15 protein-coding genes, 4 tRNA genes and 1 pseudogene are annotated in these 21,627 nt (G+C 39.0%); 4 read left to right on the top strand and 16 right to left on the bottom strand.

The window, feature by feature from the left end:
* Positions 1-145, top strand: a pseudogene (locus tag H4J59_RS09840) (IS4 family transposase); the annotation flags it as partial.
* A 64-nt stretch (positions 146-209) separates the two neighbouring features.
* On the opposite strand, the gene H4J59_RS09835 reads toward H4J59_RS09840, so the two are convergent.
* From H4J59_RS09835 to H4J59_RS09770, 14 genes are all read right to left on the bottom strand, one after another.
* The gene (locus tag H4J59_RS09835; protein WP_182238938.1) at positions 210-2,117 is read right to left on the bottom strand and encodes a SurA N-terminal domain-containing protein; all 1,908 of its coding nucleotides are present in this window, start codon (positions 2,115-2,117) and stop codon (positions 210-212) included.
* 325 nt (positions 2,118-2,442) lie between these two features.
* Positions 2,443-2,952 carry a cytochrome c-type biogenesis protein gene (locus tag H4J59_RS09830; protein WP_182238936.1) on the bottom strand — a complete coding sequence of 170 codons (510 nt, stop codon included), beginning with the start codon at positions 2,950-2,952 and terminating at the stop codon, positions 2,443-2,445.
* Positions 2,952-3,503, bottom strand: a complete 552-nt coding sequence (locus H4J59_RS09825) for a DsbE family thiol:disulfide interchange protein (RefSeq protein ID WP_182238934.1) — start codon at positions 3,501-3,503, stop codon at positions 2,952-2,954. The genes H4J59_RS09830 and H4J59_RS09825 overlap by 1 nt, the downstream gene beginning before the upstream one ends.
* 3 nt (positions 3,504-3,506) lie before the next feature.
* Entirely contained in the window at positions 3,507-5,492 is a 1,986-nt protein-coding gene (locus H4J59_RS09820; protein WP_182238932.1) for a heme lyase CcmF/NrfE family subunit, read from the bottom strand.
* Positions 5,493-5,647: 155 nt separating this feature from the next.
* Positions 5,648-6,910 (bottom strand): c-type cytochrome biogenesis protein CcmI, encoded by a 1,263-nt coding sequence (gene ccmI / locus H4J59_RS09815; RefSeq protein WP_182238930.1) that lies wholly within the window; start codon positions 6,908-6,910, stop codon positions 5,648-5,650.
* A gap of 657 nt (positions 6,911-7,567) precedes the next feature.
* Complete coding sequence (gene hupB, locus H4J59_RS09810; RefSeq protein WP_182238928.1) at positions 7,568-7,843, bottom strand: nucleoid-associated protein HU-beta; 276 nt, start codon at positions 7,841-7,843, stop codon at positions 7,568-7,570.
* A gap of 272 nt (positions 7,844-8,115) precedes the next feature.
* Complete coding sequence (gene lon, locus H4J59_RS09805) at positions 8,116-10,479, bottom strand: endopeptidase La (protein ID WP_182136991.1); 2,364 nt, start codon at positions 10,477-10,479, stop codon at positions 8,116-8,118.
* A 152-nt stretch (positions 10,480-10,631) separates the two neighbouring features.
* Positions 10,632-11,909 carry an ATP-dependent protease ATP-binding subunit ClpX gene (gene clpX, locus H4J59_RS09800; protein ID WP_182136992.1) on the bottom strand — a complete coding sequence of 426 codons (1,278 nt, stop codon included), beginning with the start codon at positions 11,907-11,909 and terminating at the stop codon, positions 10,632-10,634.
* Between the two features lie 94 nt (positions 11,910-12,003).
* Positions 12,004-12,603 (bottom strand): ATP-dependent Clp endopeptidase proteolytic subunit ClpP, encoded by a 600-nt coding sequence (gene clpP, locus H4J59_RS09795; RefSeq protein ID WP_182137037.1) that lies wholly within the window; start codon positions 12,601-12,603, stop codon positions 12,004-12,006.
* 127 nt (positions 12,604-12,730) lie between these two features.
* The gene (gene tig, locus H4J59_RS09790; protein WP_182238926.1) at positions 12,731-14,038 is read right to left on the bottom strand and encodes a trigger factor; all 1,308 of its coding nucleotides are present in this window, start codon (positions 14,036-14,038) and stop codon (positions 12,731-12,733) included.
* A gap of 514 nt (positions 14,039-14,552) precedes the next feature.
* Positions 14,553-14,629 (bottom strand) — tRNA-Pro (locus H4J59_RS09785).
* A gap of 29 nt (positions 14,630-14,658) precedes the next feature.
* Positions 14,659-14,734, bottom strand: a tRNA-His gene (locus tag H4J59_RS09780).
* 7 nt (positions 14,735-14,741) lie between these two features.
* A tRNA-Arg gene (locus H4J59_RS09775) sits at positions 14,742-14,818 on the bottom strand.
* Between the two features lie 87 nt (positions 14,819-14,905).
* Positions 14,906-14,982, bottom strand: a tRNA-Pro gene (locus tag H4J59_RS09770).
* A gap of 267 nt (positions 14,983-15,249) precedes the next feature.
* Here H4J59_RS09770 and folD point away from each other — a divergent pair.
* The gene (gene folD, locus H4J59_RS09765) at positions 15,250-16,107 is read left to right on the top strand and encodes a bifunctional methylenetetrahydrofolate dehydrogenase/methenyltetrahydrofolate cyclohydrolase FolD (protein ID WP_182185002.1); all 858 of its coding nucleotides are present in this window, start codon (positions 15,250-15,252) and stop codon (positions 16,105-16,107) included.
* Between the two features lie 170 nt (positions 16,108-16,277).
* On the opposite strand, the gene cysS is transcribed toward folD, so the two are convergent.
* Positions 16,278-17,660 carry a cysteine--tRNA ligase gene (gene cysS, locus H4J59_RS09760; protein ID WP_182136995.1) on the bottom strand — a complete coding sequence of 461 codons (1,383 nt, stop codon included), beginning with the start codon at positions 17,658-17,660 and terminating at the stop codon, positions 16,278-16,280.
* A gap of 223 nt (positions 17,661-17,883) precedes the next feature.
* Between cysS and H4J59_RS09755 the strand changes: the two genes are divergently transcribed.
* Together H4J59_RS09755 and H4J59_RS09750 are read left to right on the top strand one after the other, a co-directional pair.
* The gene (locus H4J59_RS09755; RefSeq protein ID WP_182238924.1) at positions 17,884-18,375 is read left to right on the top strand and encodes a peptidylprolyl isomerase; all 492 of its coding nucleotides are present in this window, start codon (positions 17,884-17,886) and stop codon (positions 18,373-18,375) included.
* A 202-nt stretch (positions 18,376-18,577) separates the two neighbouring features.
* Positions 18,578-19,345 carry a UDP-2,3-diacylglucosamine diphosphatase gene (locus H4J59_RS09750; protein WP_182238922.1) on the top strand — a complete coding sequence of 256 codons (768 nt, stop codon included), beginning with the start codon at positions 18,578-18,580 and terminating at the stop codon, positions 19,343-19,345.
* Between the two features lie 338 nt (positions 19,346-19,683).
* On the opposite strand, the gene H4J59_RS09745 is transcribed toward H4J59_RS09750, so the two are convergent.
* Complete coding sequence (locus tag H4J59_RS09745; protein WP_182238920.1) at positions 19,684-21,564, bottom strand: DUF885 family protein; 1,881 nt, start codon at positions 21,562-21,564, stop codon at positions 19,684-19,686.
* Between the last annotated feature and the right edge of the window lie 63 nt (positions 21,565-21,627).

The raw sequence follows: 21,627 nt of genomic DNA, 5'->3' as shown, positions 1-21,627 counted from the left end.
TGCAATTCCACGGCAGTTGAAGAATTTTTACAATATGGCTGAAAGTCTTATTTTACCGCCTCGGCGAGAGAGAACGTTTCCTCGGCAAGTGAAGCCTAGGCCACAGCGATATGCTAGAAATAAAAGTGCCGTTCACCTTAAGTGAACGGCATTAAGCCTATTGGCTGGTTTTTTATTTAACGCTTTATTGGCTCAAATGATATGTTGAGTTAGTATTGTGTCGTCGGTGCTTGCACTTTTTTGCGCACAATCTCTGCGCCAACTTTCAGCGATTCAACATAACTTAAATAAGCTGCTTGTGCCAATTGTTGAGTTAACTGCTGCGACAAGCTCGGTGAGTTAACGGCTGTACCTTCGTTAACGGCTTGCACTTCAAGTAACGCTAAATTGCCATTACTAAGATTGACTGTCGTTGCCGATACCACGTTTTCACTTGGACGAGGTAATTTAAAGGCTTCACGTGCCAAGCTTGCATCTAAGCCGCTACCCACACGTGCAACTGCGGTTTTAACTTCCATAGTAGCGCCAATTTCAGCTAATTGCTCAGTGATATCGCTTCCAGATTTGAATGCAACCAACAATTCATCCGCAACAGTTTGAGCTTGTTCAGACGCTTTTTTCGCAAGCAAAATATTTTCAATTTGTGCACTAACTTCAGCAAGGGGTTTAACACTCGCTGCTTGGTATTCATTTAAGCGCATTACTATGGCTAAGCTATCGCTAACTTCAACAATGTCAGAATTTAGTTGTTCATTCACCACGATATCAGAAAAAGCCACCTCAACAACATTACTGACATTAAAAGGTGCGCTATTAACACTACGCGTTAACCAGTCAGATGTTTTTATAGTGGCATTAATTGCGCCTGCAGCGTCATATAAACTGTCAGGAAACTCGAAACTTAAACGCGCTACTTCTTGTTGAAGCTCAAAAAACTTGTCTTGCGCTTTTTCATTTTTAACTTTTGAGACAATATTGTCACGTACATCAGCTAAGCTTTGCACTATCTCAGCCTTATAATCGGTTAATTTAATGATGTGAAAACCAAAGTCAGTTTTAACCACATCACTAACACTTCCTATACCAGACAAAGCAAATACTGCGTCATCAAACGCTGTGTCCATTACGCCAGCATCAATCCAATCTAGATCACCGCCATTTTCGCCACTAAAGGTATCTGCTGAATGCTCTTTTGCTAATGTAGCAAAATCTTCACCGGCATTTATTTTAGCAAGTAAGGCTTCTGTTTCGACTTTAGCTTTCGCTTCGTCATCACCAAATTCAATGAGAATGTGGGCAACACGACGTTGTTCTTCATCGCGGTATTGACTAACGTTGTTTTTATAATAAGCGTCAACATCGGCATCGGTTAATGTCACTGTCTTGGCGATAGTGTCAACATCAAGTGTGATGTAATTAACTTTTACTTGCTCTTGGTTTTCAAAACGCGATTGGTTAGCAAGATAATAGTCGTTAACTTCTTCATCGCTTAACTCGATACTCGCTTTAAATTGTTCGGCATTAATCGTAGCAAACCGAATGTCACGTTGTTGATTTTGTAAAGCAGTAAACATATTTTCTTGGTACGGTAGGCTAAATTCGCTTGCTACCAATGCTTGAGTTAATTGACGACGGGTCATTTCAGTGCGTAAATAATCACGAAAATCAGCTGATTGATAAAAACCCGCTTGATTAATCATCGCTAAGTAACGATTGTTGTCAAAAACACCGTCAATTTGAAATTCTGCCATATTTTGAATGGTACTTTTAATTCGCTGATCTGCTACACGAATGGCAAGCGCCTCTGAGTTTTGATCGATAAGTTTTTGGTTAATTAAATTATCAACCACACCCTTGCGAAAATTACTCATATAACTAGGATCAGCTGATAATGTTTCAAACATTTCACCAAACTGCTGCGCCATACGATTACGTTGTGCTTGATAAGCTTTATTAAACTCATCTTGTGATATTTTATCACCATTAACATCAGCCACTGAAGTATCAACTGAGTTGCTGTAACTACCAATGCCGGCAACAGCGAAGGTTAAAATAATAAAACCAAGAATAATCTTAGCCGTTAATCCTTGAGAGCTTTCTCGAATATTTTCTAACATCTTTATCTCTTTACACGAGGGTATTGTACTTTTCGGGCGATTTTAACTGCGGTATTACTTTACCGCTATTATACGTTGTAATTATTGAATAGCTGGTTAATTTATTAAAGTGTTAATTCACTTTAATAGCAAACTAATCAGGCTATTTCACTAACTTATACGCTTTAAAATCGCAATATGAACGGGCATGTTAGCCCAATAATAATAAAAATGAAACCCTTTTACTCTAGCGATGAAATAACGGTTAAATAACCATCATTCAAGTATAAAAAACACTAATATCATCAAGTTTAGCTTTAGATGTTTTTTATAGCTTTTAATACTTTTACGGCTTATTGAGAATATCATCCAAGTTAGCTTGCTCTTGTGTTGATAAATCATGTTCATTTGCCTTAACTTGACTACGTTTTCGTAAAACAAATATCACACCGATAATAAAACCGAAAAGAATAACTAATGGACCAAACCATAGAATATAAGTTTTTTCTTTCAATGGCGGTCGATATAAAACAAAATCGCCATATCGGTAGACCATAAAGTCAATAACTTCTTGATCACTCATACCTTCTTGCAGCAGGTTATAGAGGTTATTTCTTAAATCTACAGCAATTTTAGAGTTCGAATCTGCTAAATTTTGATTTTGACACTTAGGACACCGTAACTCTTTGGATAATACTTGAAAGCGTAATTGGGTTGCTTCATCTTTAAATTCAAAAGTGTCTACTGGGCTAGCATTTACGCTAGTTACCCAAACAACACTCAGCAGCATGCTGCTAATAAACAAGCGAATAACATGCTGTAATGTTAGGATTTTACTGTCTATTCTGTTTTGCATTAAGACGCTCCTGCTGCTATTTCTGCTTCAAGAGTTTCAATTAACGGCAGAAACTCTTTTTGCCATACCTGATCGTTAATCGGACCTGCAAAACGCTTACGAATGATACCTGTGTGATCAATAACAAAAGTTTCAGGCGCACCAAATACACCAATATCTAGACCAAGTGCACCCTGTTCATCAAAAATTGAGAATACATAAGGGTCTTGATATTGTTTTAACCAACTTAAAGCGGCCTTGTGATCGTCAGTAAAATTAAGGCCATAGAGCTTAATACGCGGATCACGAGCAATATTAAGCAAATATGGATGCTCATATTTGCATTGTATACACCAAGTCGCCCAAACATTAAGTAACACGATATCGCCTTGTAGATCATCTCGACCTACCCGTTGTTCAATCGATTTTAATGTTGGCAATTCAAAGTTTGGCAATGGCTTGCCTATCATGGCTGATGGCATCGACTGCGGATTAAGAAACAAACCTCGATATAATAATACCGCCAATAAAAAAAATAGAATTAATGGGATAAAACGAATAATACTTTTCACTAATTATGCCTCTTGTAATACAACGGGTTTAGCTTGGGTAAGCTTTTGTTCTGTTACCAGCGCGCGCTTACGATAGCGTTTACTTAATATCGCTAAGAAGCCACCTATTGCCATACAAAAACCACCTAACCATATCCAGATAATAAAAGGTTTATAATATAAGCGCATTGACCAGGAGTTTTGCTCTAGCGGATCACCTAAAGCGACGTAAATATCACGCCATAAGTTGGTATGAATGGCGGCCTCGGTCATCCCGGAACGTTGTACTTTATAAGTACGTAGCTCAGGCTTTAATAAGGTAACAAATTCACCGTCCAGTGAGACCTTAAGTTGCCCTTGAATTGCGCTATAATTTGGTCCTGAAACATCTTTAGTACCGGCAAACTCTATCATGTAACCTGATAAATTAGCACTTTCCCCTGGCGCCATTTTTATGTTCATTTCTTTTTCATAGGTCGACACCATAGTCACACCAATAACCGTAATTGCAATGCCGGCATGGGCAAGCGCCATACCAATATGATTAAGTGGCACGGCTGAAAATTTCAAGCTACCGTCGGCCTGCTTAGCATTGATAAATACATCTTTTAAAACAGCTAAGACAATCCAACAACCTAAAGTCATGCCAATGAATGCGCTTAGGCTAAATTCACCCGCATAGATAAACGGCCAAGCAGCACCAAATAAAACACTAAAAATTGAAGTTTTATTTAAATGTTTAGCTAGTTCACCTTTACGCGCTTTTTTCCAGCGAGTAAGCGGCCCAACACCCATAAATAGAAATAGAGCGATCATCATAGGAACAAACACAGCATTAAAATAGGGTGCACCTACTGATATTTTTCCCAAGCCCATAGCATCGATGATTAGCGGGTAAAGTGTGCCTAATAAAATAGTCACTGTCGCCGTGACCAATATTGACATGGCAATTAAAATAGCGTTTTCACGTGAATAAAACGTAAAGCGGCTTGGGCTGCTAACATTTGCAGCTCTAAAGGCATAAAGCGTTAACGAGCCGCCAACGGCTATCGCTAATAATACCAGTAAGTAAATGCCGCGCTCTGGATCTACTGCAAATGAATGTACTGAAGTAATAACACCTGAGCGGACTAAAAAGGCTCCTAATAAAACCAAAGAAAAAGTAAAAATAGCCAGTAATAATGTCCAATGCTTAAAAGTGTTACGTTGTTCTGTTACTGCTAACGCATGAATCAGCGCAGTACCAGCAAGCCACGGCAAAAATGAAGCATTTTCAACAGGATCCCAAAACCACCAACCGCCCCAGCCAAGTTCATAATATGCCCACCAACTACCTAACGCGATGCCTACCGATAAAAATGACCAAGCGGCAACTGTCCATGGGCGAGACCAACGTGCCCATGCGGCATCCATTTTTCCAGCCATAAGCGCGGCAATAGCAAAAGCAAAAGCAACTGAAAAGCCAACATAACCCATATATAACATTGGTGGGTGAATGATTAAGCCAATGTCTTGTAATAATGGATTTAAATCAAGACCTTCGAGTGGAAAATTTGGTAATAAACGCTCAAACGGATTAGAGGTTAATAGCGTAAATAAAATAAAGCCAACCGCAATCATGCCCATTACAGCTAAAACACGGGCAACAAACTCTTTTTCTAGTTGCTTACTAAAAACACTCACCGCGAAGGTCCAACACGTTAAGGAAAAAACCCAAAGTAGCATAGAGCCTTCGTGTCCGCCCCAGATCGCACTGATTTTGAAATAATAGGGTAATAAACTATTAGAGTGACCGGCAATATATTTGACTGAAAAGTCATCTACCGTAAAGCTATAGCCTAATAAAAAAATACTGATTGCTACAAAGAGGAAGAGACCAAAACTCAATGGTTTGGCACTGTTAATTAATTGTTGATTGTTCTGCGCTACACCAATCAGCGGCACTACGCTTAAACATAATGCAAACGCTAACCCGATAATGAGTGCGAAGTGCCCGAGCTCTGGGATCATGATAATTCCTGTAAATTAATGTTAAAACATTATTGGGACTAAGTTTAGCTGACTTTAACTAGTCAAGACTAGCGCCAAATCAGATCTTCTCTGCTTAAATATCGCCATAAATGTTACCAGAGGTAAATTTTACAGTGATACTTTAGCCATTACCTTTATGGTACTTGTACTGATATTTTCATTGTGATCAAGCTTTTTTCCATCGCATCAACATTAAGTGCTTCTGCTTTAAAGTCACCCGACTTAATACCCACACTACCTTGCATAGACACGACTGCGTAAATATGGACTTTATCTACACTACTTAAGCGCATTTGTGGTGTCATTGCTTGTGAATCATCTAAAACTATACTGAGCGGCAAGTCACTGGCTTTAACTTTTACCGCAGCTAAAGGCATTCTAGGCCCCTCTGTAGCAATGGCATATATATATACGGTTTTATCTTCACTGTTGATCAATTGTTCTTGAACATTCGCCGCTAAAGACACCTCAATAGTAAGGTGTGGCAAGTTTGCCTCAAGTTCAGCGCTAACAGCTCCAGAAGGTGTGTTTTTATTGCTCAAGCGCAATTGATTTTTAGCTTCTTCTACAGCGCCTGCTAGCGCTTGTGTGCTTATCCCTGGCCGGTCGCTATTTAACACCACTTCCCAGTACTGCACTGCTTTAGCAAACTTTCGATTAGTGAAACTGTCCATACCTAAAAGGATATTGGTTGATGCGTCTAATGGATTTAACACTAATGCCTTATCAATAACAGCTTGAATGTCTGAGTTCAATTGCTGATTATTTTTATAATACATCGCTTGAGCTTTTGGCCCTAATAGCTCCGCATGCTCACCGACTTGCTTCATTACGCCGTCAAACGCCTCAATCGCATTATCAAATTCACCGGCAGAAATGTAGGCTTGACCTAAACTGAACAAAGCTTTTGAATTACTAGGGTCGTCTTTTACCTCGCGCTGAAGTTTCTGTAAACGAAAAACTAGCATTTGTTCTGGGGTTAATTCACTCTGTGCGTTATTTTCATTACTCAGGACAGGTGAACTCAATTGTGCATACGAACCAAGGTTCATGTAGGTATATAAACTAAAGCTAACAACAGCTATTGCTATGCCTAGTGGCCATAACCATGATGCCTGTTGTTTTTCAAGCGTTGACGATTTACTTAATTGAGCATCTTGTAAAAGTGTTTTATCTAACTCTGCTTTTAATTGTAGGTAACTGTCTTGCCCAATACTGCCCTCAGCCAAATCGTTTTCGAGAAGTGACAAGTGCTCATGGTAAAGTGTGACATTGGTTTCTTGACGAATATTTAGATTTTCTGCACCGATAGTATTTTTAGATGAAGAAAAAATACGCCAGACAATAATTAAAGCAATCACTATTAATGATAAAACTGCCAGCCAGAATGTAGTCATATTATTTAATTTATACCTATGTTGATCAAATTATTTAAACTGCTGAGTATTAACCCTGTAAGAGGTTTTAATTAAAGCTATTTAAAGCAATAAGTAACATTTAACACCCTTGTTTATAAGTGCCATAGCGTAACAATTTTATCCGGTTTTTTCTAGCGGTACCGTCGCAAAAAAGCCACATATTCATCGTAATAATAGTGGTAAATTAGTCGAGGTAACCTTGTCCTTGCTATAACTGCCTAATAGCTCAAATTTATTTTTCTAATATGCCAAATAACATTGCCCATTAACCCTAAGTGCATAGGTACCAGTTCAAGGTTTAATTGCAGTTAAACCTAGCCTAAATTGATTAGTAGCATAAATTAACTAGTACCATAAAAAGCACACAGAATTTTAAGAAGAGGTTAAAGGGGTAATTAAACCAGTTTTATTACCTTTGGGTGCTTTATGCGGGATATTGATGAAGAGTAACCTAGCTGTGGTTTACTTTAACCAGCATAAGTGACAATAACTTAATGAAATTGGTATTAAACTTTATAGTTTAGCGAAGGAAGTGATGTTATAACGATTAGTCTTTTCAATGATAACTAATGGTCTAGAAACAATTAAGCCGCTTATAAAAGCGGCTTAATGTTCAATCTTTAGCAAAGCTATTAATTAAGCGTTGCAAGCATCTTTAAGTGCTTTACCAGCTTTAAAAGATGGAATTTTTGCTGCTGCGATTTCGATAGTCGCACCAGTTTGTGGGTTACGACCTGTACGTGCAGCACGGTCACGTACTGAGAAAGTACCAAAACCAACTAGTGCCACTTGCTCGCCACCCTGTAATTCTTCTGTAACTGCTTCGATAAATGAATCTAATGCACGACCAGCCGCAGCTTTAGAAATGTCAGCACCCGCAGCAATTTTCTCGATAAGTTGAGATTTGTTCACAGTGTATTCCCCTTCAATTGTTATTATTCAGCGCTATCTTCTGTTTAGCGTCCTGCAGAAACTTTATCTTAAGCTTCTTTTTGAACATAAAGCGCCGAGTTAAAGAAAACTAAAAATATTGATAATAATTTTTATCTCTACTAGGCCCCTTATAAATGGGGGCTCTAGCGTCGTTAGCGTCATTAACTTACCATAGTTTCAGCGTTTGAAAAGCGTTAATTACGTTTTTATCAAATTTTTTGCTATTTTTTTAAGTTTTTTAACAAAAACAGCTATTTTCTAACCACTTCCTTGTCTAACTGCCATTTATCAACAGGATGTTCTAAAGCAATGTTTAACACTTCATCTATCCATTTCACTGGGTAAATGGCTAGATCAGCTTTTACATTGTCAGGGATTTCTATCAAGTCGCGTTCATTATCTTTAGGTATAATAACGGTTTTGATACCACCGCGATGCGCGGCAAGTAATTTCTCTTTTAAGCCACCAATTGCCAGCACTTCACCACGTAAAGTAATTTCGCCAGTCATTGCCACATCAGCTCTTACTGGATTACCGGTTAAACTTGATACTAATGCGGTACACATACCCACACCAGCACTTGGGCCGTCTTTCGGTGTTGCACCTTCAGGTACATGTACATGTATATCGCGTTTTTCATGAAAGTCACTATTAATCCGTAACTTTTCTGTACGACTTCGCACTACCATCATTGCCGCTTGTATCGACTCCTGCATTACGTCACCAAGCGAACCCGTATAGCTCAACTTACCTTTGCCTGGCACAGAAGCAGTTTCAATAGTCAGTAGCTCACCGCCGACTTGAGTCCAAGCAAGACCAGTGACTAAACCAACACGATTTTCATCGTCTGCTTTACCATAGTCAAAGCGTTGCACACCAAGAAATTCTGATAAATTCGCTTGATTTATCGTTACTTTTTTGACGTTTTTATCCAATAAAATCGATTTAACCGCTTTACGACATAACTTAGAGATATCACGTTCTAAGCCACGCACACCAGCCTCGCGAGTGTAATAACGAATAATACCGACAATGGCGCTGTCTTCTATTTCAATTTCTTTACTTTTTAAACCGTTGCGTTCTATTTGCTTATCAAGTAAGTGATTTTTCGCAATGTTAAGCTTTTCATCTTCGGTATAACCCGATAGATGGATAACTTCCATACGGTCTAGCAAGGGGCCAGGAATATTCATGCTATTTGACGTAGCAACGAACATCACATCAGATAAGTCATAATCAACTTCCAAATAGTGATCATTAAAGCTACTGTTTTGCTCTGGATCTAGCACTTCTAATAATGCCGATGCAGGATCGCCACGCATATCAGAAGCCATTTTATCTATTTCATCTAACAAAAATAACGGATTTTTCACACCAACTTTAGCTATTTTTTGAATTAGTTTACCCGGTAATGAGCCAATATAGGTTCGTCTATGTCCACGTATTTCAGCTTCATCTCGCACACCGCCTAACGCCATACGGACATATTTACGACCTGTCGATTTAGCAATAGATTGTCCTAACGAGGTTTTACCTACACCCGGAGGCCCAACTAAACACAAAATAGGCCCTTTTAAATGACTAACACGTTGTTGAACGGCCAAGTACTCTACTATGCGCTCTTTAACTTTATCGAGTCCGTAATGGTCTTTATCTAACACTTCTTGTGCTAATTTAAGATCACGCTTTAATTTACTGCGCTTTTTCCACGGCACACTAATCATCCATTCGATATAGCTGCGCACAACAGTGGCTTCAGCTGACATGGGTGACATCATTTTTAATTTTTTTAATTCTGTTAAGGTTTTTTCTTTTGCTTCTTTAGGCATTTGCGCTGCTTCGATCTGCTTTTCTATTTGATCAGCTTCGTTCGTACCCTCTTCGTCATCACCTAATTCTTTTTGAATTGCTTTCATTTGCTCATTCAAATAATATTCGCGTTGGCTTTTTTCCATTTGTTTTTTAACACGCGTGCGAATTTTTTTCTCTACTTGCAATAAATCGATTTCACCTTCCATTAACGCCATTAAAAACTCAAGACGTTCTGAAACATGGGTAATTTCTAGTACCTTTTGTTTGTCGACTAATTTAAGTGGCATATGAGCTGCCATAGTGTCAGCTAACTGCTCGGCATCATCAATACCTGAAACCGACGTTAACACTTCCGGTGGTATTTTTTTATTTAATTTAACATAACCTTCAAACTGAGAAATAGCCGAGCGAATTAACACTTCAGTACTATCGTCAGGAACACCTTCAACACTTAAAAATGTAGCATTGGCGGTAAAGTATTCATCAGTTTCAACAAACTCAGTAATTTGAGCTCGACGCACACCTTCAACTAGTACTTTAACGGTACCATCAGGTAATTTAAGCATTTGCAAAATAGTCGCAATAGTACCAGTTTGGTACAAATCGCTTTGTGCGGGGTCGTCCACTGCAGCATCTTTTTGTGCAACAAGGAATATTTGCTTATCATTTTCGTTGGCAATATCAAGACAACGGATAGATTTTTCGCGACCAACAAATAATGGGATAACCATTTGTGGATAGACAACGACATCACGTAAGGCTAATACGGGAATTTCAACTACGCCAGATAACTCTTTAGTCATTGGTTACTCTCTCGGTGAATAGTATGATGTTATTTTTAAGGATATGTATTTGTATATGGGGTGTTTGTAAATACTTTCAACAGATGAATAAAAAAAAGTGACGTTAACCAAACTGGCTAACATCACTTTTTAGACTTAAATTAGCGAAATAATTATTCTGATGACGCTTTATCTTGCTGCGTTTCATAAATAATAATAGGTTTAGACTCGCCTCTAATTACCGTTTCATCAACAACAACTTTAACAGCATTTTCCATCGATGGTAATTCATACATAGTTTCTAGTAGAACCCCTTCGACAATCGAGCGTAAGCCACGAGCACCGGTTTTACGCACCATGGCTTTATGGGCAATAGCGGTTAAAGCATCGGCTCTAAATTCAAGTTCAACATTTTCCATATCAAAAAGCGCAGAAAATTGCTTAGTTAAGGCATTTTTAGGCTCTTGTAAGATTTGAATAAGTGCCTGTTCATCAAGCTCTGTCAAGGTTGCAACGACAGGTAGACGGCCAATAAATTCAGGGATCAGACCATATTTCACTAGATCTTGAGGCTCAACTTCTTGAAAAAGCTGCGTTAAGGTTTTCTCATCGTCTTTGCCACGAACTGTCGCGCCAAAACCAATACCTGTGCCGGTTTGACAACGTTGTTCAACAACTTTATCAAGGCCTGCAAACGCACCACCACAGATAAATAAAATCTTCGAGGTGTCAACCTGCAAAAATTCTTGTTGTGGATGCTTACGACCACCTTGCGGCGGTACCGAGGCAATAGTACCTTCAATGAGTTTCAATAACGCTTGCTGCACACCTTCGCCCGAAACATCACGGGTGATTGATGGATTGTCTGATTTACGTGAAATCTTATCAATTTCATCAATATAAACAATACCACGTTGTGCTTTTTCAACGTCATAGTCACATTTTTGCAGTAGCTTCTGAATGATGTTTTCAACATCTTCGCCCACATAACCCGCTTCGGTTAGTGTGGTGGCATCCGCCATGGTAAATGGTACATCTAATAAGCGCGCTAATGTTTGCGCTAGTAATGTTTTACCACTACCCGTAGGGCCAATTAACAAAATATTACTTTTGCTTAGCTCTACACCATTATGTGAGTCACCATTGCGCAAGCGCTTGTAATGGTTATAAACCGCAACAGCAAGCACTTTTTTAGCGTGTTCTTGCCCGATAACATAGTCATCTAAGCTTTCACGAATTTCAATTGGCGTTGGTAAGCTTTCTTTATCTTGCTTAGGCGCAATTTCTTTAATTTCTTCGCGGATAATGTCATTGCATAACTCAACACATTCATCACAAACAAAAACTGAAGGGCCTGCAATTAACTTACGTACTTCATGCTGACTTTTACCACAAAATGAGCAATACAGTAACTTACCGTCATCACCGTCACCTGTTTTCATATCGGTCATACGGTACCTCTAATATTTTAAAAATTTTATAAACAAATACTATTCAGTATTTCATAAATCGCGAAAATAACAACGCGCATCACAAAATAGAACGTTATTTATCCATTCTTTGTTCTAGTATGGCATCAACTAAACCATATTCAACCGCGCTTTCAGCACTTAAGAAATTATCACGATCTGTATCGTCAGATATTTTATCTAAAGATTGACCGGTGTGCTCTGCCATTAAACGATTAAGCTTGTCTTTGATATACAAAATTTCTTTTGCATGAATTTGAATATCAGAAGCTTGACCTTGAAAGCCACCAAGAGGTTGATGGATCATGACACGAGCATTAGGTAAACAATAACGTTTGCCCTTTTCTCCACCAGACAGCAAAAATGCGCCCATGCTAGCCGCTTGACCAATACAAACCGTGCTAATATTTGGCTTAATAAACTTCATGGTATCGTAAATAGCCATGCCTGCAGTCACAGAGCCCCCTGGAGAATTTATATATAAATAAATATCTTTATCTGGGCTTTCTGATTCTAAAAATAGCAATTGGGCAACGATCAAATTAGCCATATGGTCTTCAACTTGACCACAAAGGAAGATAACGCGCTCTTTTAACAGTCTTGAGTAAATATCGTAAGAGCGCTCACCTTTGGCAGTTTGCTCAACAACCATAGGTACTAAGGCACTTTCGGTCATACTCGTTAAATCGTGAGAATTATTGTGAGAAGTAAACAACTAACTTTCCTTTTATAAAAAAAATGGCTCATATGTCCCCATACAAGCCATTTAAGCGATTGCTCAGCAGAATGTCAATCTAAAAGGTCTATTTACCTTCAGGATTCATGATATCTTTAAAGCTGGCTTTTTTGTCTGTTACCTTTGCACTGGCAAGTAACAATTCTACGGCTTGTTCTTCTAATGCAACATTTTGCATTTGTTGAGCAAGTTCTTTGTTAGTTTTGTAGTACTCAATAACTTCAGATGGATCTTCATAAGCTGAAGCGGCTGACTCAATTAAGTCAGTGACTTTAGCTTCGTCAACTTTTAATTCGTTAACTTTGATCACTTCACCTAAAAGCAAACCCGTTTTAACGCGGCGTTTTGCTTGTTCTTCAAACATTTCAGCTGGAAGCTCTGGTAAGTTATTAGGGTCCATTTGATCGGCAAAACGTTTCATAGCTTGCTCGCGCAATACGTCAACTTCTTGCGCAATAAGTCCCGCTGGAATATCTAATTCGCTAACTTCAAGTAGGCCTTCAATCACTTGCTCTTTAACTTTAGCTTTAACAGCTTGGTTAAGTTCGCGCGCCATGTTTTTGCCAACTTCTTCACGAAGTGCAGCAACACCACCAGCTTCTACGCCGAATAGTTTTGCAAACTCATCATCTATTTCAGGTAAAACTGCTGATTCAGTTGTATGCACAACAATATCAAACTCAGCAGTTTTACCTTTAAGCTTCTCAGCATGGTAATCGTCTGGAAAAGATACTGTGATAGTTTTTTCTTCGCCAGCTTTCATACCTATGATGTCTGTTTCGAAACCAGGGATCATACGACCTGAACCTAACTCAAGTTCAAAACCTTCAGCTTTACCACCTTCAAATTCTTCACCGTCAACGCGGCCATTGAAATCGATAGTTAGCTTATCGCCTGTCTTCGTTTTACGCTTGTTTTCTTTCCACGTTTTATGCTGATTTTGTAATGTTTCAAACATTTCATCAAGGTCAGCTTCGGTAACGTCGACTGCAGGACGTTCTACCGCTATCTTATCTAAATCTTTTAAAACAACATCAGGGTAGATCTCAAATGTTGCTTCAAATTCTAATGGTTGACCATCTTCATTGCTTTTAGCAACGAATGATGGACGACCTGCTGGGTTTAATTTTTCAGCAACAATCGCATCAACAAAGTTGCGTTGCATAAATTCACCAGCAACTTCTTGACGAACAGATTGACCATAGCGTTTTTGAATAACCGATGGTGGCACTTTGCCTGGACGAAAACCATTGATACGTTGGGTCTTACCGATGTGGCGAAGACGATTTTTAACTTCAACATCTACTGTTTCGGCAGGAACAGAAATCGTTAAACGACGTTCCAAACCTTGTGTAGTCTCAACTGAAACTTGCATTTAATTACCTCAAAAAACTTAGCGTTTGTACGCTTTCTATAACGCATCTAAATATAGTCAACAAAACTTTATAATAAAGTTATGTATGCAGCCTGCCAATATTACTAGCAGAACCCGGAAAATCCGAATAAAGATGTTCAGATTAAAATAATGACGCGAAATTATAGCGGTGCTTTAAACAAGAGTCGAGCATAGAACGCAAATAAATTAAAAATTTAATGCTATAAAGGTAATAATAGAAAGTAAAATGGCTATTTAAGGGAAATTTAACTGAAGAATATTAATAAAAGTGTTAGTAATGCAAGATTTGAACTTGCTACTGAACTTAGTGGAACCTAAATCAGTATTTAATTTTTAAGCTACATAAAGTAGTTAAATAAACAACATAAAATAAGAAGTGGTCAGTGATGCAAGATTCGAGCTTGTGACTGAACTTAGTAACACCCAAACCTGCACTTTATCTTTTAAACTATGTAGAGTAATTAAATCAAGTAAAGTAATTAAAAATAAAAAGTGGTCGGTGATGCAAGATTCGAACTTGCGACCCCTTGGACCCAAACCAAGTGCGCTACCAAGCTGCGCTAATCACCGATATACTTTTTACTAAACCATACAAAAAATGGGGTGGCTAAAGGGACTTGAACCCTCGACAACCGGAATCACAATCCGGGGCTCTACCAACTGAGCTATAGCCACCACTGTATGGCGCGCCCTGTAGGATTTGAACCTACGACCCACGCCTTAGAAGGGCGTTGCTCTATCCAGCTGAGCTAAGGGCGCACATTGCCTACAGATGCTAAACAAGTTTTATTAGGTATAAAACTTATCTTTTTTTATTTTAAAATAAAAACATTAAAAATAAAAAAATGGTCGGTGATGCAAGATTCGAACTTGCGACCCCTTGGACCCAAACCAAGTGCGCTACCAAGCTGCGCTAATCACCGACGTATGTTAAAAGAGCTTGCTCTCTCAACGGATGCGGATATTACCTAGTTGCCCGTTGTCCGTCAAACACTTTTTTTAAATAAATGTTCGTTCGCTCACTTTTACAGCATCTTGATTAAAATACCACTGATATTGGCTGATAAAATAAAAATATCCCCCTTATTTTTCAATAAATAATTATTTCTACACGCTATGCATTTATTTTCTACAAATAGCTTTTCTATTATGCGAAAATAACCACGTTTTTTAGCCTTTTGTGAAGAATTATGACTGCAGCTCTTATTGACGGTAAATTGATCGCCCAACAACTACGCCTTTCTGTTAAAGATAAAGTACAACAACGCATAAAAAATGGTCTGCGTGTTCCCGGCTTAGCCGTGATTTTGGTCGGTTCAGATCCCGCCTCTCAAGTTTATGTTGGTAGTAAAAGAAAAGCCTGTGAAGAAGTCGGCTTTGTATCACGTTCTTATGACTTGCCTTTAACAACATCTCAAGAGCAACTGTTCAACTTAATTGATGAGTTAAATAACGACAATGCAATAGACGGTATTCTTGTTCAACTACCCTTACCTGCAGGCTTAGATGCCAATTTAATTATTGAGCATATTAACCCATTAAAAGATGTTGATGGTTTTCATCCCAACAATGTAGGTAAATTAGCCCTACGCCAGCCTGGACTTCGTCCCTGTACGCCAAAAGGTATTATAAAATTAATCGCCTCAACTGGCGTAGAACCTCACGGCTTAGAGGCTGTTGTGGTCGGTGCATCAAACATTGTTGGTCGCCCTATGACACTGGAGTTATTACTCGCCGGTTGTACGGTTACCACCACCCATAGATTTACCAAAGACCTTGAAACCAAAGTAAGAAATGCTGATTTATTAGTAGTAGCTGTTGGTAAACCTGAATTTATTCCTGGTGAATGGATAAAAGCAGGCGCTATTGTTATTGATGTGGGCATTAACCGTTTAGAGAACGGCAAGCTAGTGGGTGATGTTGGCTTTGCTAAAGCAAAAGAAAATGCGGGTTATATTACACCGGTACCCGGCGGTGTGGGTCCAATGACGGTCGCTAGCTTAATAGAAAACACTCTTATTGCTTGCGAAGAGTTTCATAGTAAATAGTCTGGTTATTTGTCAATGTAAGCGCTTGTGCATTGATGCGCTGATGACACTGCCTGCATGGACGCAGGTATTGAGTTTTTTCTAGAACAAAAAACTGCCGGCACATCATGTACATAAAAGCCTGCTATTGCAGGCTTTTATCTTTATAATACGCTTGTGCTAAGGTAACTCTAGCCTTTACGCCACGTTGTACCGCCCGCACTATCTTCTAAAATAATATTCAATGCCGCTAGCTTATCGCGTGCGTCATCCGCCATTGCCCAATTTTTATTGGCACGAGCGTCATTACGTTGTTTAATCAGAGCTTCAATTTCTGCCACTTCATCGCTATCGCCATTCCCACCTTGTAAAAAATCTTCCGGTGAATTTTGCGCAACGCCTAATACTGCACCTAATGAAACTAAAATAAAGGCCAATTTAGAGGCGGCTTCAATATCTGTTGCTTTGATGCGATTGATTTCTTTCGCTAATTCAAATAAAACTGGCATCGCTTCAGGACAATTGAAGTCATCATTCATCGCTTTTTCAAAACGCTGAACATATGCGTTGCCTTTTAACTCGACCTTAATGGGCGTGACATCACGCAACGCCGTATAAATACGCTCTAAACTTGCACGCGCCTGCGTTAAGTTGTCCTGTGAATAATTTAACTGACTACGGTAATGACTCGAGGTTAAAAAGAAACGCACACTTTCTGCATCATAGGCATCAAGCACGCTGCGCAAAGTAAAAAAGTTATTTAAAGATTTTGACATCTTTTCTTTGTTTATTTGCACCATGCCGCCATGCATCCAGTAATTAACGTACGGTGTATCGTGAGCACAACAAGATTGAGCTATTTCGTTTTCATGGTGTGGAAATTGTAAATCTGAGCCGCCGCCATGAATATCAAAATGTTCACCTAAATGCTTTAGATTCATTGCCGAACATTCAATATGCCAACCCGGACGACCTTTACCCCAAGGTGACTCCCAGCTTGGCTCATCGGGTTTAGCCATTTTCCACAGCACAAAATCTAATGGGCTACGTTTTGCTTCGTCAATATCGACACGAGAACCCGCTTGCAGCATATCTAAATTTTGCAAACTCAATTTGCCATAATCTTTATAGGTACTGACTTCAAACATAACATCACCATTACTGGCAACATAAGCATTCTTTCGCGCTATTAGGCGTTCAACCAAAGCAATGATCTCAACCATATGACCCGTAACCGTTGGGGCAATATCTGGGCGCATAATATTAAGATCATCGAAGTCTTGATACATTTGCTCGGTCATACGTAAGGTTAAAGCTTCACAGCTTTCACCGTTTTCATTAGCACGTTTGATAATTTTATCGTCAACGTCAGTAATATTACGCACATGCGTTAAGTCGTAGTCTAAATATTTTAAGTAACGGGCAATAATATCAAAGGCAACGTAGGTTCTGGCGTGACCGATATGACATCGATCATAAATAGTAATACCGCAAACATATAAACCTACCTTGTTGGAAGTGATCGGCTTAAAAACTTCTTTTTTCCTGCTTAAGGTATTATAAATCTGCAACATAATGGCGCTTTTTCCTATCTAATATCAATACGTGATTAAATTCACTTATCCCCACAACGGGAATTATCGCAATTGTACCCCAAGTATGGGTATGAATCATTAACTTGGCTCATTTGCAGAGAAATTTTCTGATAAATTTACGATGAAATTTTGCCAAGAAATGTTTCCTTTATTGAGTTACAATTTAGCCAGTTAAATTTCCTTTAGATTTATGAGTAAAAAAATGATCACATTTAAAACAAGCTTAGGCGACATTAAAATTGAATTAGATTTTGATAACGCACCTGTTACCGCTAAAAACTTTCAACAATACGCTGAAGACGGCTTTTATAATGGCACAGTTTTTCACCGTGTTATTAAAGGTTTTATGGCGCAAGGCGGTGGTTTCGCATCAGGTATGGACGAAAAAGACAGCCGTGAATCAATTCAAAACGAAGCAAATAATGGTTTAAGCAATACCCGTGGTACTTTAGCTATGGCACGTACCCAAGACCCACATTCAGCATCAGCACAATTTTTTATTAACTTAGCTGATAACGACTTCCTTAACTTCAAAAGTAAAGATGTCCAAGGCTGGGGTTATTGTGTCTTTGCTAAAGTGGTTGAAGGTATGGACATTGTTGACAAAATGACTTTAGTTGATACCGGTCGTTCTGGCTTTCATGACGATGTGCCAAAAGAAGAAATATTAATTGAAGAAACCATCGTAGCGTAATACTTATATCCGCTTTACTGCAAGATGCAGATTTGAGCAAATCGAGAAAGGCTTAGCTACCAGGCATGGATTAAAGACAATAGTTGTTCTATTGTCTTTAATCCATAACGCCGGAGATGACCCTTTATTGGTTTGCCCTTAGGGAGCTAAGCTCTAAAACTGCACCTTGAGTGGAATGGGTATAAATACGCACGTTAACGCCATGAGCGAAACTTCTCACTTGAGCAATGAATCAGCTTTAACTTATTTTATTGCTGATTTACATCTCGCGCAAAACAGGCCCGATATAACGGCCTGTTTTTTAGCATTTTTGAAAAACGAAGCACCTAAAGCACAAGTATTATATATTTTAGGTGATTTATTCGAATACTGGATTGGCGACGATGACGATAGCCACTTTATTCTAGACATATCTCAAGCGATAAAAGCACTTTCAGCACTTGGTTGTAAAATTTATTTTATTCATGGTAATCGTGATTTTTTATTAGGTAAACGTTTTGCTAAGCAATCCGGTATGCAACTATTACCCGAGGTTACCTTAATAGACTTATATGGTAAGCCTGTGATTATTATGCATGGTGATACCCTTTGTACTCGCGATGTTAGCTATCAGGCTTTTCGTAAAAAGTCACGTAGTTGGTGGTGGCAAGCGATGATCAAAAGCTTACCTTTATTTGTTCGACGAAAAATTGCTAATAATTATCGTGACCAAAGTGCGACAGCCACAGCGATGAAGTCACAAGACATTATGGATGTTACGCCCAGCGAAGTTGTTCAGTGTTTAGAGCAATACCAAAGTCAGATTTTGATCCACGGCCATACGCACAGACCTGCGGTACATGAAATAAAAGCCAACAAAAAAGCAGCAAAGCGTATTGTCCTCGGCGATTGGTACGAGCAAGGTGCTTGGCTTAAAGTCACGCCTGATACCATGGAATTAATGGACAGCCCATTTGAGCTAAACAAATAATAACCGCTTTTCTGAGTGCATTTTATCAGCCTACTAGTGGTGATTTAAGTAAAAAAATCACCCTACCTAACTCTACTTATTAGCCTAAATATCGCCACGCTTGCACCATCGATGCCCATGGAGGTATTAATGCCGTGGCATCATATTTTTACATAGATGTAAGTTATTAGCCTAATGCCGGCACAATGACCTCAATGGCTAAGTGCGGCCCTATGATCTTGGCATATCATTAATCCTGAATATAAAAAAGTGCCTGAACTTTCACTCAGACACTTTCATTTAGGCGCTTTCATTCAGGCACTTCATTAATAAAGCTAATAACTGCCTAGGGTTGATCACTACTTCGGCATTTGGCGACTTACCCAGTCATTAACTCTTCGCTCTAATATCGCTAATGGCATAGCACCGCCACCAAGCACCGTATCGTGGAAGCCTCGAATGTCAAAACGTTCACCGAGTGTTTGTTGAGCATTTTCACGTAAGGCTAATATTTTCAGCATGCCAATTTTATAGGCGGTTGCTTGACCTGGTAGCACTAAGTATCGACGCACTTCAGAAACAATAGCTTCTTCAGCAATAGGTGTTTTTTCTTTAAAGTAAGCAATAGCTTGCGCTTCAGTCCAGCCTTTTGCATGTAAACCGGTATCAACCACCAAACGGACGGCGCGCCACATTTCATTCACCAGTCGACCAAAATCAGAAAAGTCATCTTGATAAGCGCCCATTTCTTTCGCTAGCAATTCAGCATATAAACCCCAACCTTCGCTATAGGCAGTAAAGTTAGCTTGCCGACGAAACTGTGGCACTGATGTTAGCTCTTGTGCTATGGAAATTTGCATATGATGGCCCGGATTACCTTCATGGTAAGCCACGCCTTCCATTTCATTTTTTGGCATGGCTGACATATCAGATAAATGCGCATAATAAACCCCTGAACGACTACCGTCTGGCGTACCTGGATTGTAATGTTGAGCTGCACCATCTTGTTCTCTAAAGGCTTCTACACGCTTAACCACTAAATCAGCCTTTGGCAACAGGCCAAAGTATTGTGGTAGTTGCTCATTAATAAAGCCTAAGTAAGCTTCAGTATCACTAATATAACCCTGTCGCCCTTCGTCAGTATTCGGATAAAAAAATTGTTCATCGGTTTTGATAAAATTAAAAAACGCAGGTAAGTCGCCTTCAAAACCAACACGGTCTTTAATCGCGATCATCTCATCTGTGATACGCGCGACTTCTTTAACACCAATGTCATAAATTTCATCAGCAGATAATTCAGTGGTTGTTGAAGCGCCAATCATATAATTATAAAATGCTTGACCATTTTTTTGTGATGAAACGCCTGTTGGGTTACTCACTGTGTTAACTATATCACTTTCAAACCAAGCAATTAACGCTTGGTAACTTGGTAAAAAGGCTTCAAGCAGTTGCTTTTTAGCGTCTGACTCTAAAGTTTTTGCTTGTGCTGCCGTAATTTTTTTAGCGTCAACTAGCGTTTTAATTTTTTTCTGAGCATCCTGCCAAAGTGGCGAATCACTTGCGCTTTTTGCATTTGAAAATGGACGACCCGTAATCAAATTACCTGCCTGTTCAATAACGCCTTCGTAAGCAAATTTTGGTGGCCGTGTACCTAAGGCCGCATTTTCTTTTGCTCGCAGCAATAATTGACTAATTGCCGTACTAATACCGCCAATACGTTTGATATATGCCTGCATATAGCTTAACTCATCAACACGATGAAAGTTAATTAAAAACTGCGCGGCAAAGGCTTGAATGCCATTGAATTGAGTAAAGATATAATTATTATTGTTAAACTTTTGGCCGGCTTTAGCTTGTTCATACTGATAAAGCCAAATATCGTATGATATTTTAGCCTCGGCGGTTAATTTGTTGTAATCAAAATTAGCACTTAACTCAGCAACTGTTGCCGCTTGCCATGCCAATTGCTTTTGCTCAAAAGCTTCCGTCATATCATTGATTTGATCGTACTGATCTTTCCGCCCTAAAAACGTCAACATTATGGGGTTGCTTTGCAGCTGCTCTTCATATTTAACCGCAAACCATTCGTTTAATCGTTGCGACTCGCTAAGTTTATTTTTTTCAACCTGTTGAATTACCGACACTTCGGTCGGTGCTTGAATGGACTTTGGTGTTGAACTATTAGGTTGGCAGGCAGATAAAAAGACCACAGCTCCAACTAATGCAATTATAGTGCGCATCAATTATTTTCCTTATTATTGTATTTTATATAAATATCATATTCATAGGCAGCGCATTAAAAC

Source organism: Colwellia sp. MB02u-10 (assembly GCF_014077185.1).
Taxonomy (GTDB): Bacteria; Pseudomonadota; Gammaproteobacteria; order Enterobacterales; family Alteromonadaceae; genus Cognaticolwellia.
Note: the sequence above shows the minus strand (reverse complement) of the source record. Positions and strands in the feature narration are given on the sequence as shown.

Excerpts from the sequence above, each read along its gene's own strand:
- H4J59_RS09745 (WP_182238920.1), bottom strand. The coding sequence starts at position 21,564 with ATGCGCACTATAATTGCATTAGTTGGAGCTGTGGTCTTTTTATCTGCC.
- H4J59_RS09750 (WP_182238922.1), top strand. The coding sequence starts at position 18,578 with ATGAGCGAAACTTCTCACTTGAGCAATGAATCAGCTTTAACTTATTTT.
- clpX (WP_182136992.1), bottom strand. The coding sequence starts at position 11,909 with ATGACCGATATGAAAACAGGTGACGGTGATGACGGTAAGTTACTGTAT.
- clpP (WP_182137037.1), bottom strand. The coding sequence starts at position 12,603 with ATGACCGAAAGTGCCTTAGTACCTATGGTTGTTGAGCAAACTGCCAAA.
- tig (WP_182238926.1), bottom strand. The coding sequence starts at position 14,038 with ATGCAAGTTTCAGTTGAGACTACACAAGGTTTGGAACGTCGTTTAACG.
- folD (WP_182185002.1), top strand. The coding sequence starts at position 15,250 with ATGACTGCAGCTCTTATTGACGGTAAATTGATCGCCCAACAACTACGC.
- H4J59_RS09835 (WP_182238938.1), bottom strand. The coding sequence starts at position 2,117 with ATGTTAGAAAATATTCGAGAAAGCTCTCAAGGATTAACGGCTAAGATT.
- lon (WP_182136991.1), bottom strand. The coding sequence starts at position 10,479 with ATGACTAAAGAGTTATCTGGCGTAGTTGAAATTCCCGTATTAGCCTTA.
- H4J59_RS09820 (WP_182238932.1), bottom strand. The coding sequence starts at position 5,492 with ATGATCCCAGAGCTCGGGCACTTCGCACTCATTATCGGGTTAGCGTTT.
- H4J59_RS09755 (WP_182238924.1), top strand. The coding sequence starts at position 17,884 with ATGATCACATTTAAAACAAGCTTAGGCGACATTAAAATTGAATTAGAT.
- ccmI (WP_182238930.1), bottom strand. The coding sequence starts at position 6,910 with ATGACTACATTCTGGCTGGCAGTTTTATCATTAATAGTGATTGCTTTA.
- H4J59_RS09830 (WP_182238936.1), bottom strand. The coding sequence starts at position 2,952 with ATGCAAAACAGAATAGACAGTAAAATCCTAACATTACAGCATGTTATT.
- cysS (WP_182136995.1), bottom strand. The coding sequence starts at position 17,660 with ATGTTGCAGATTTATAATACCTTAAGCAGGAAAAAAGAAGTTTTTAAG.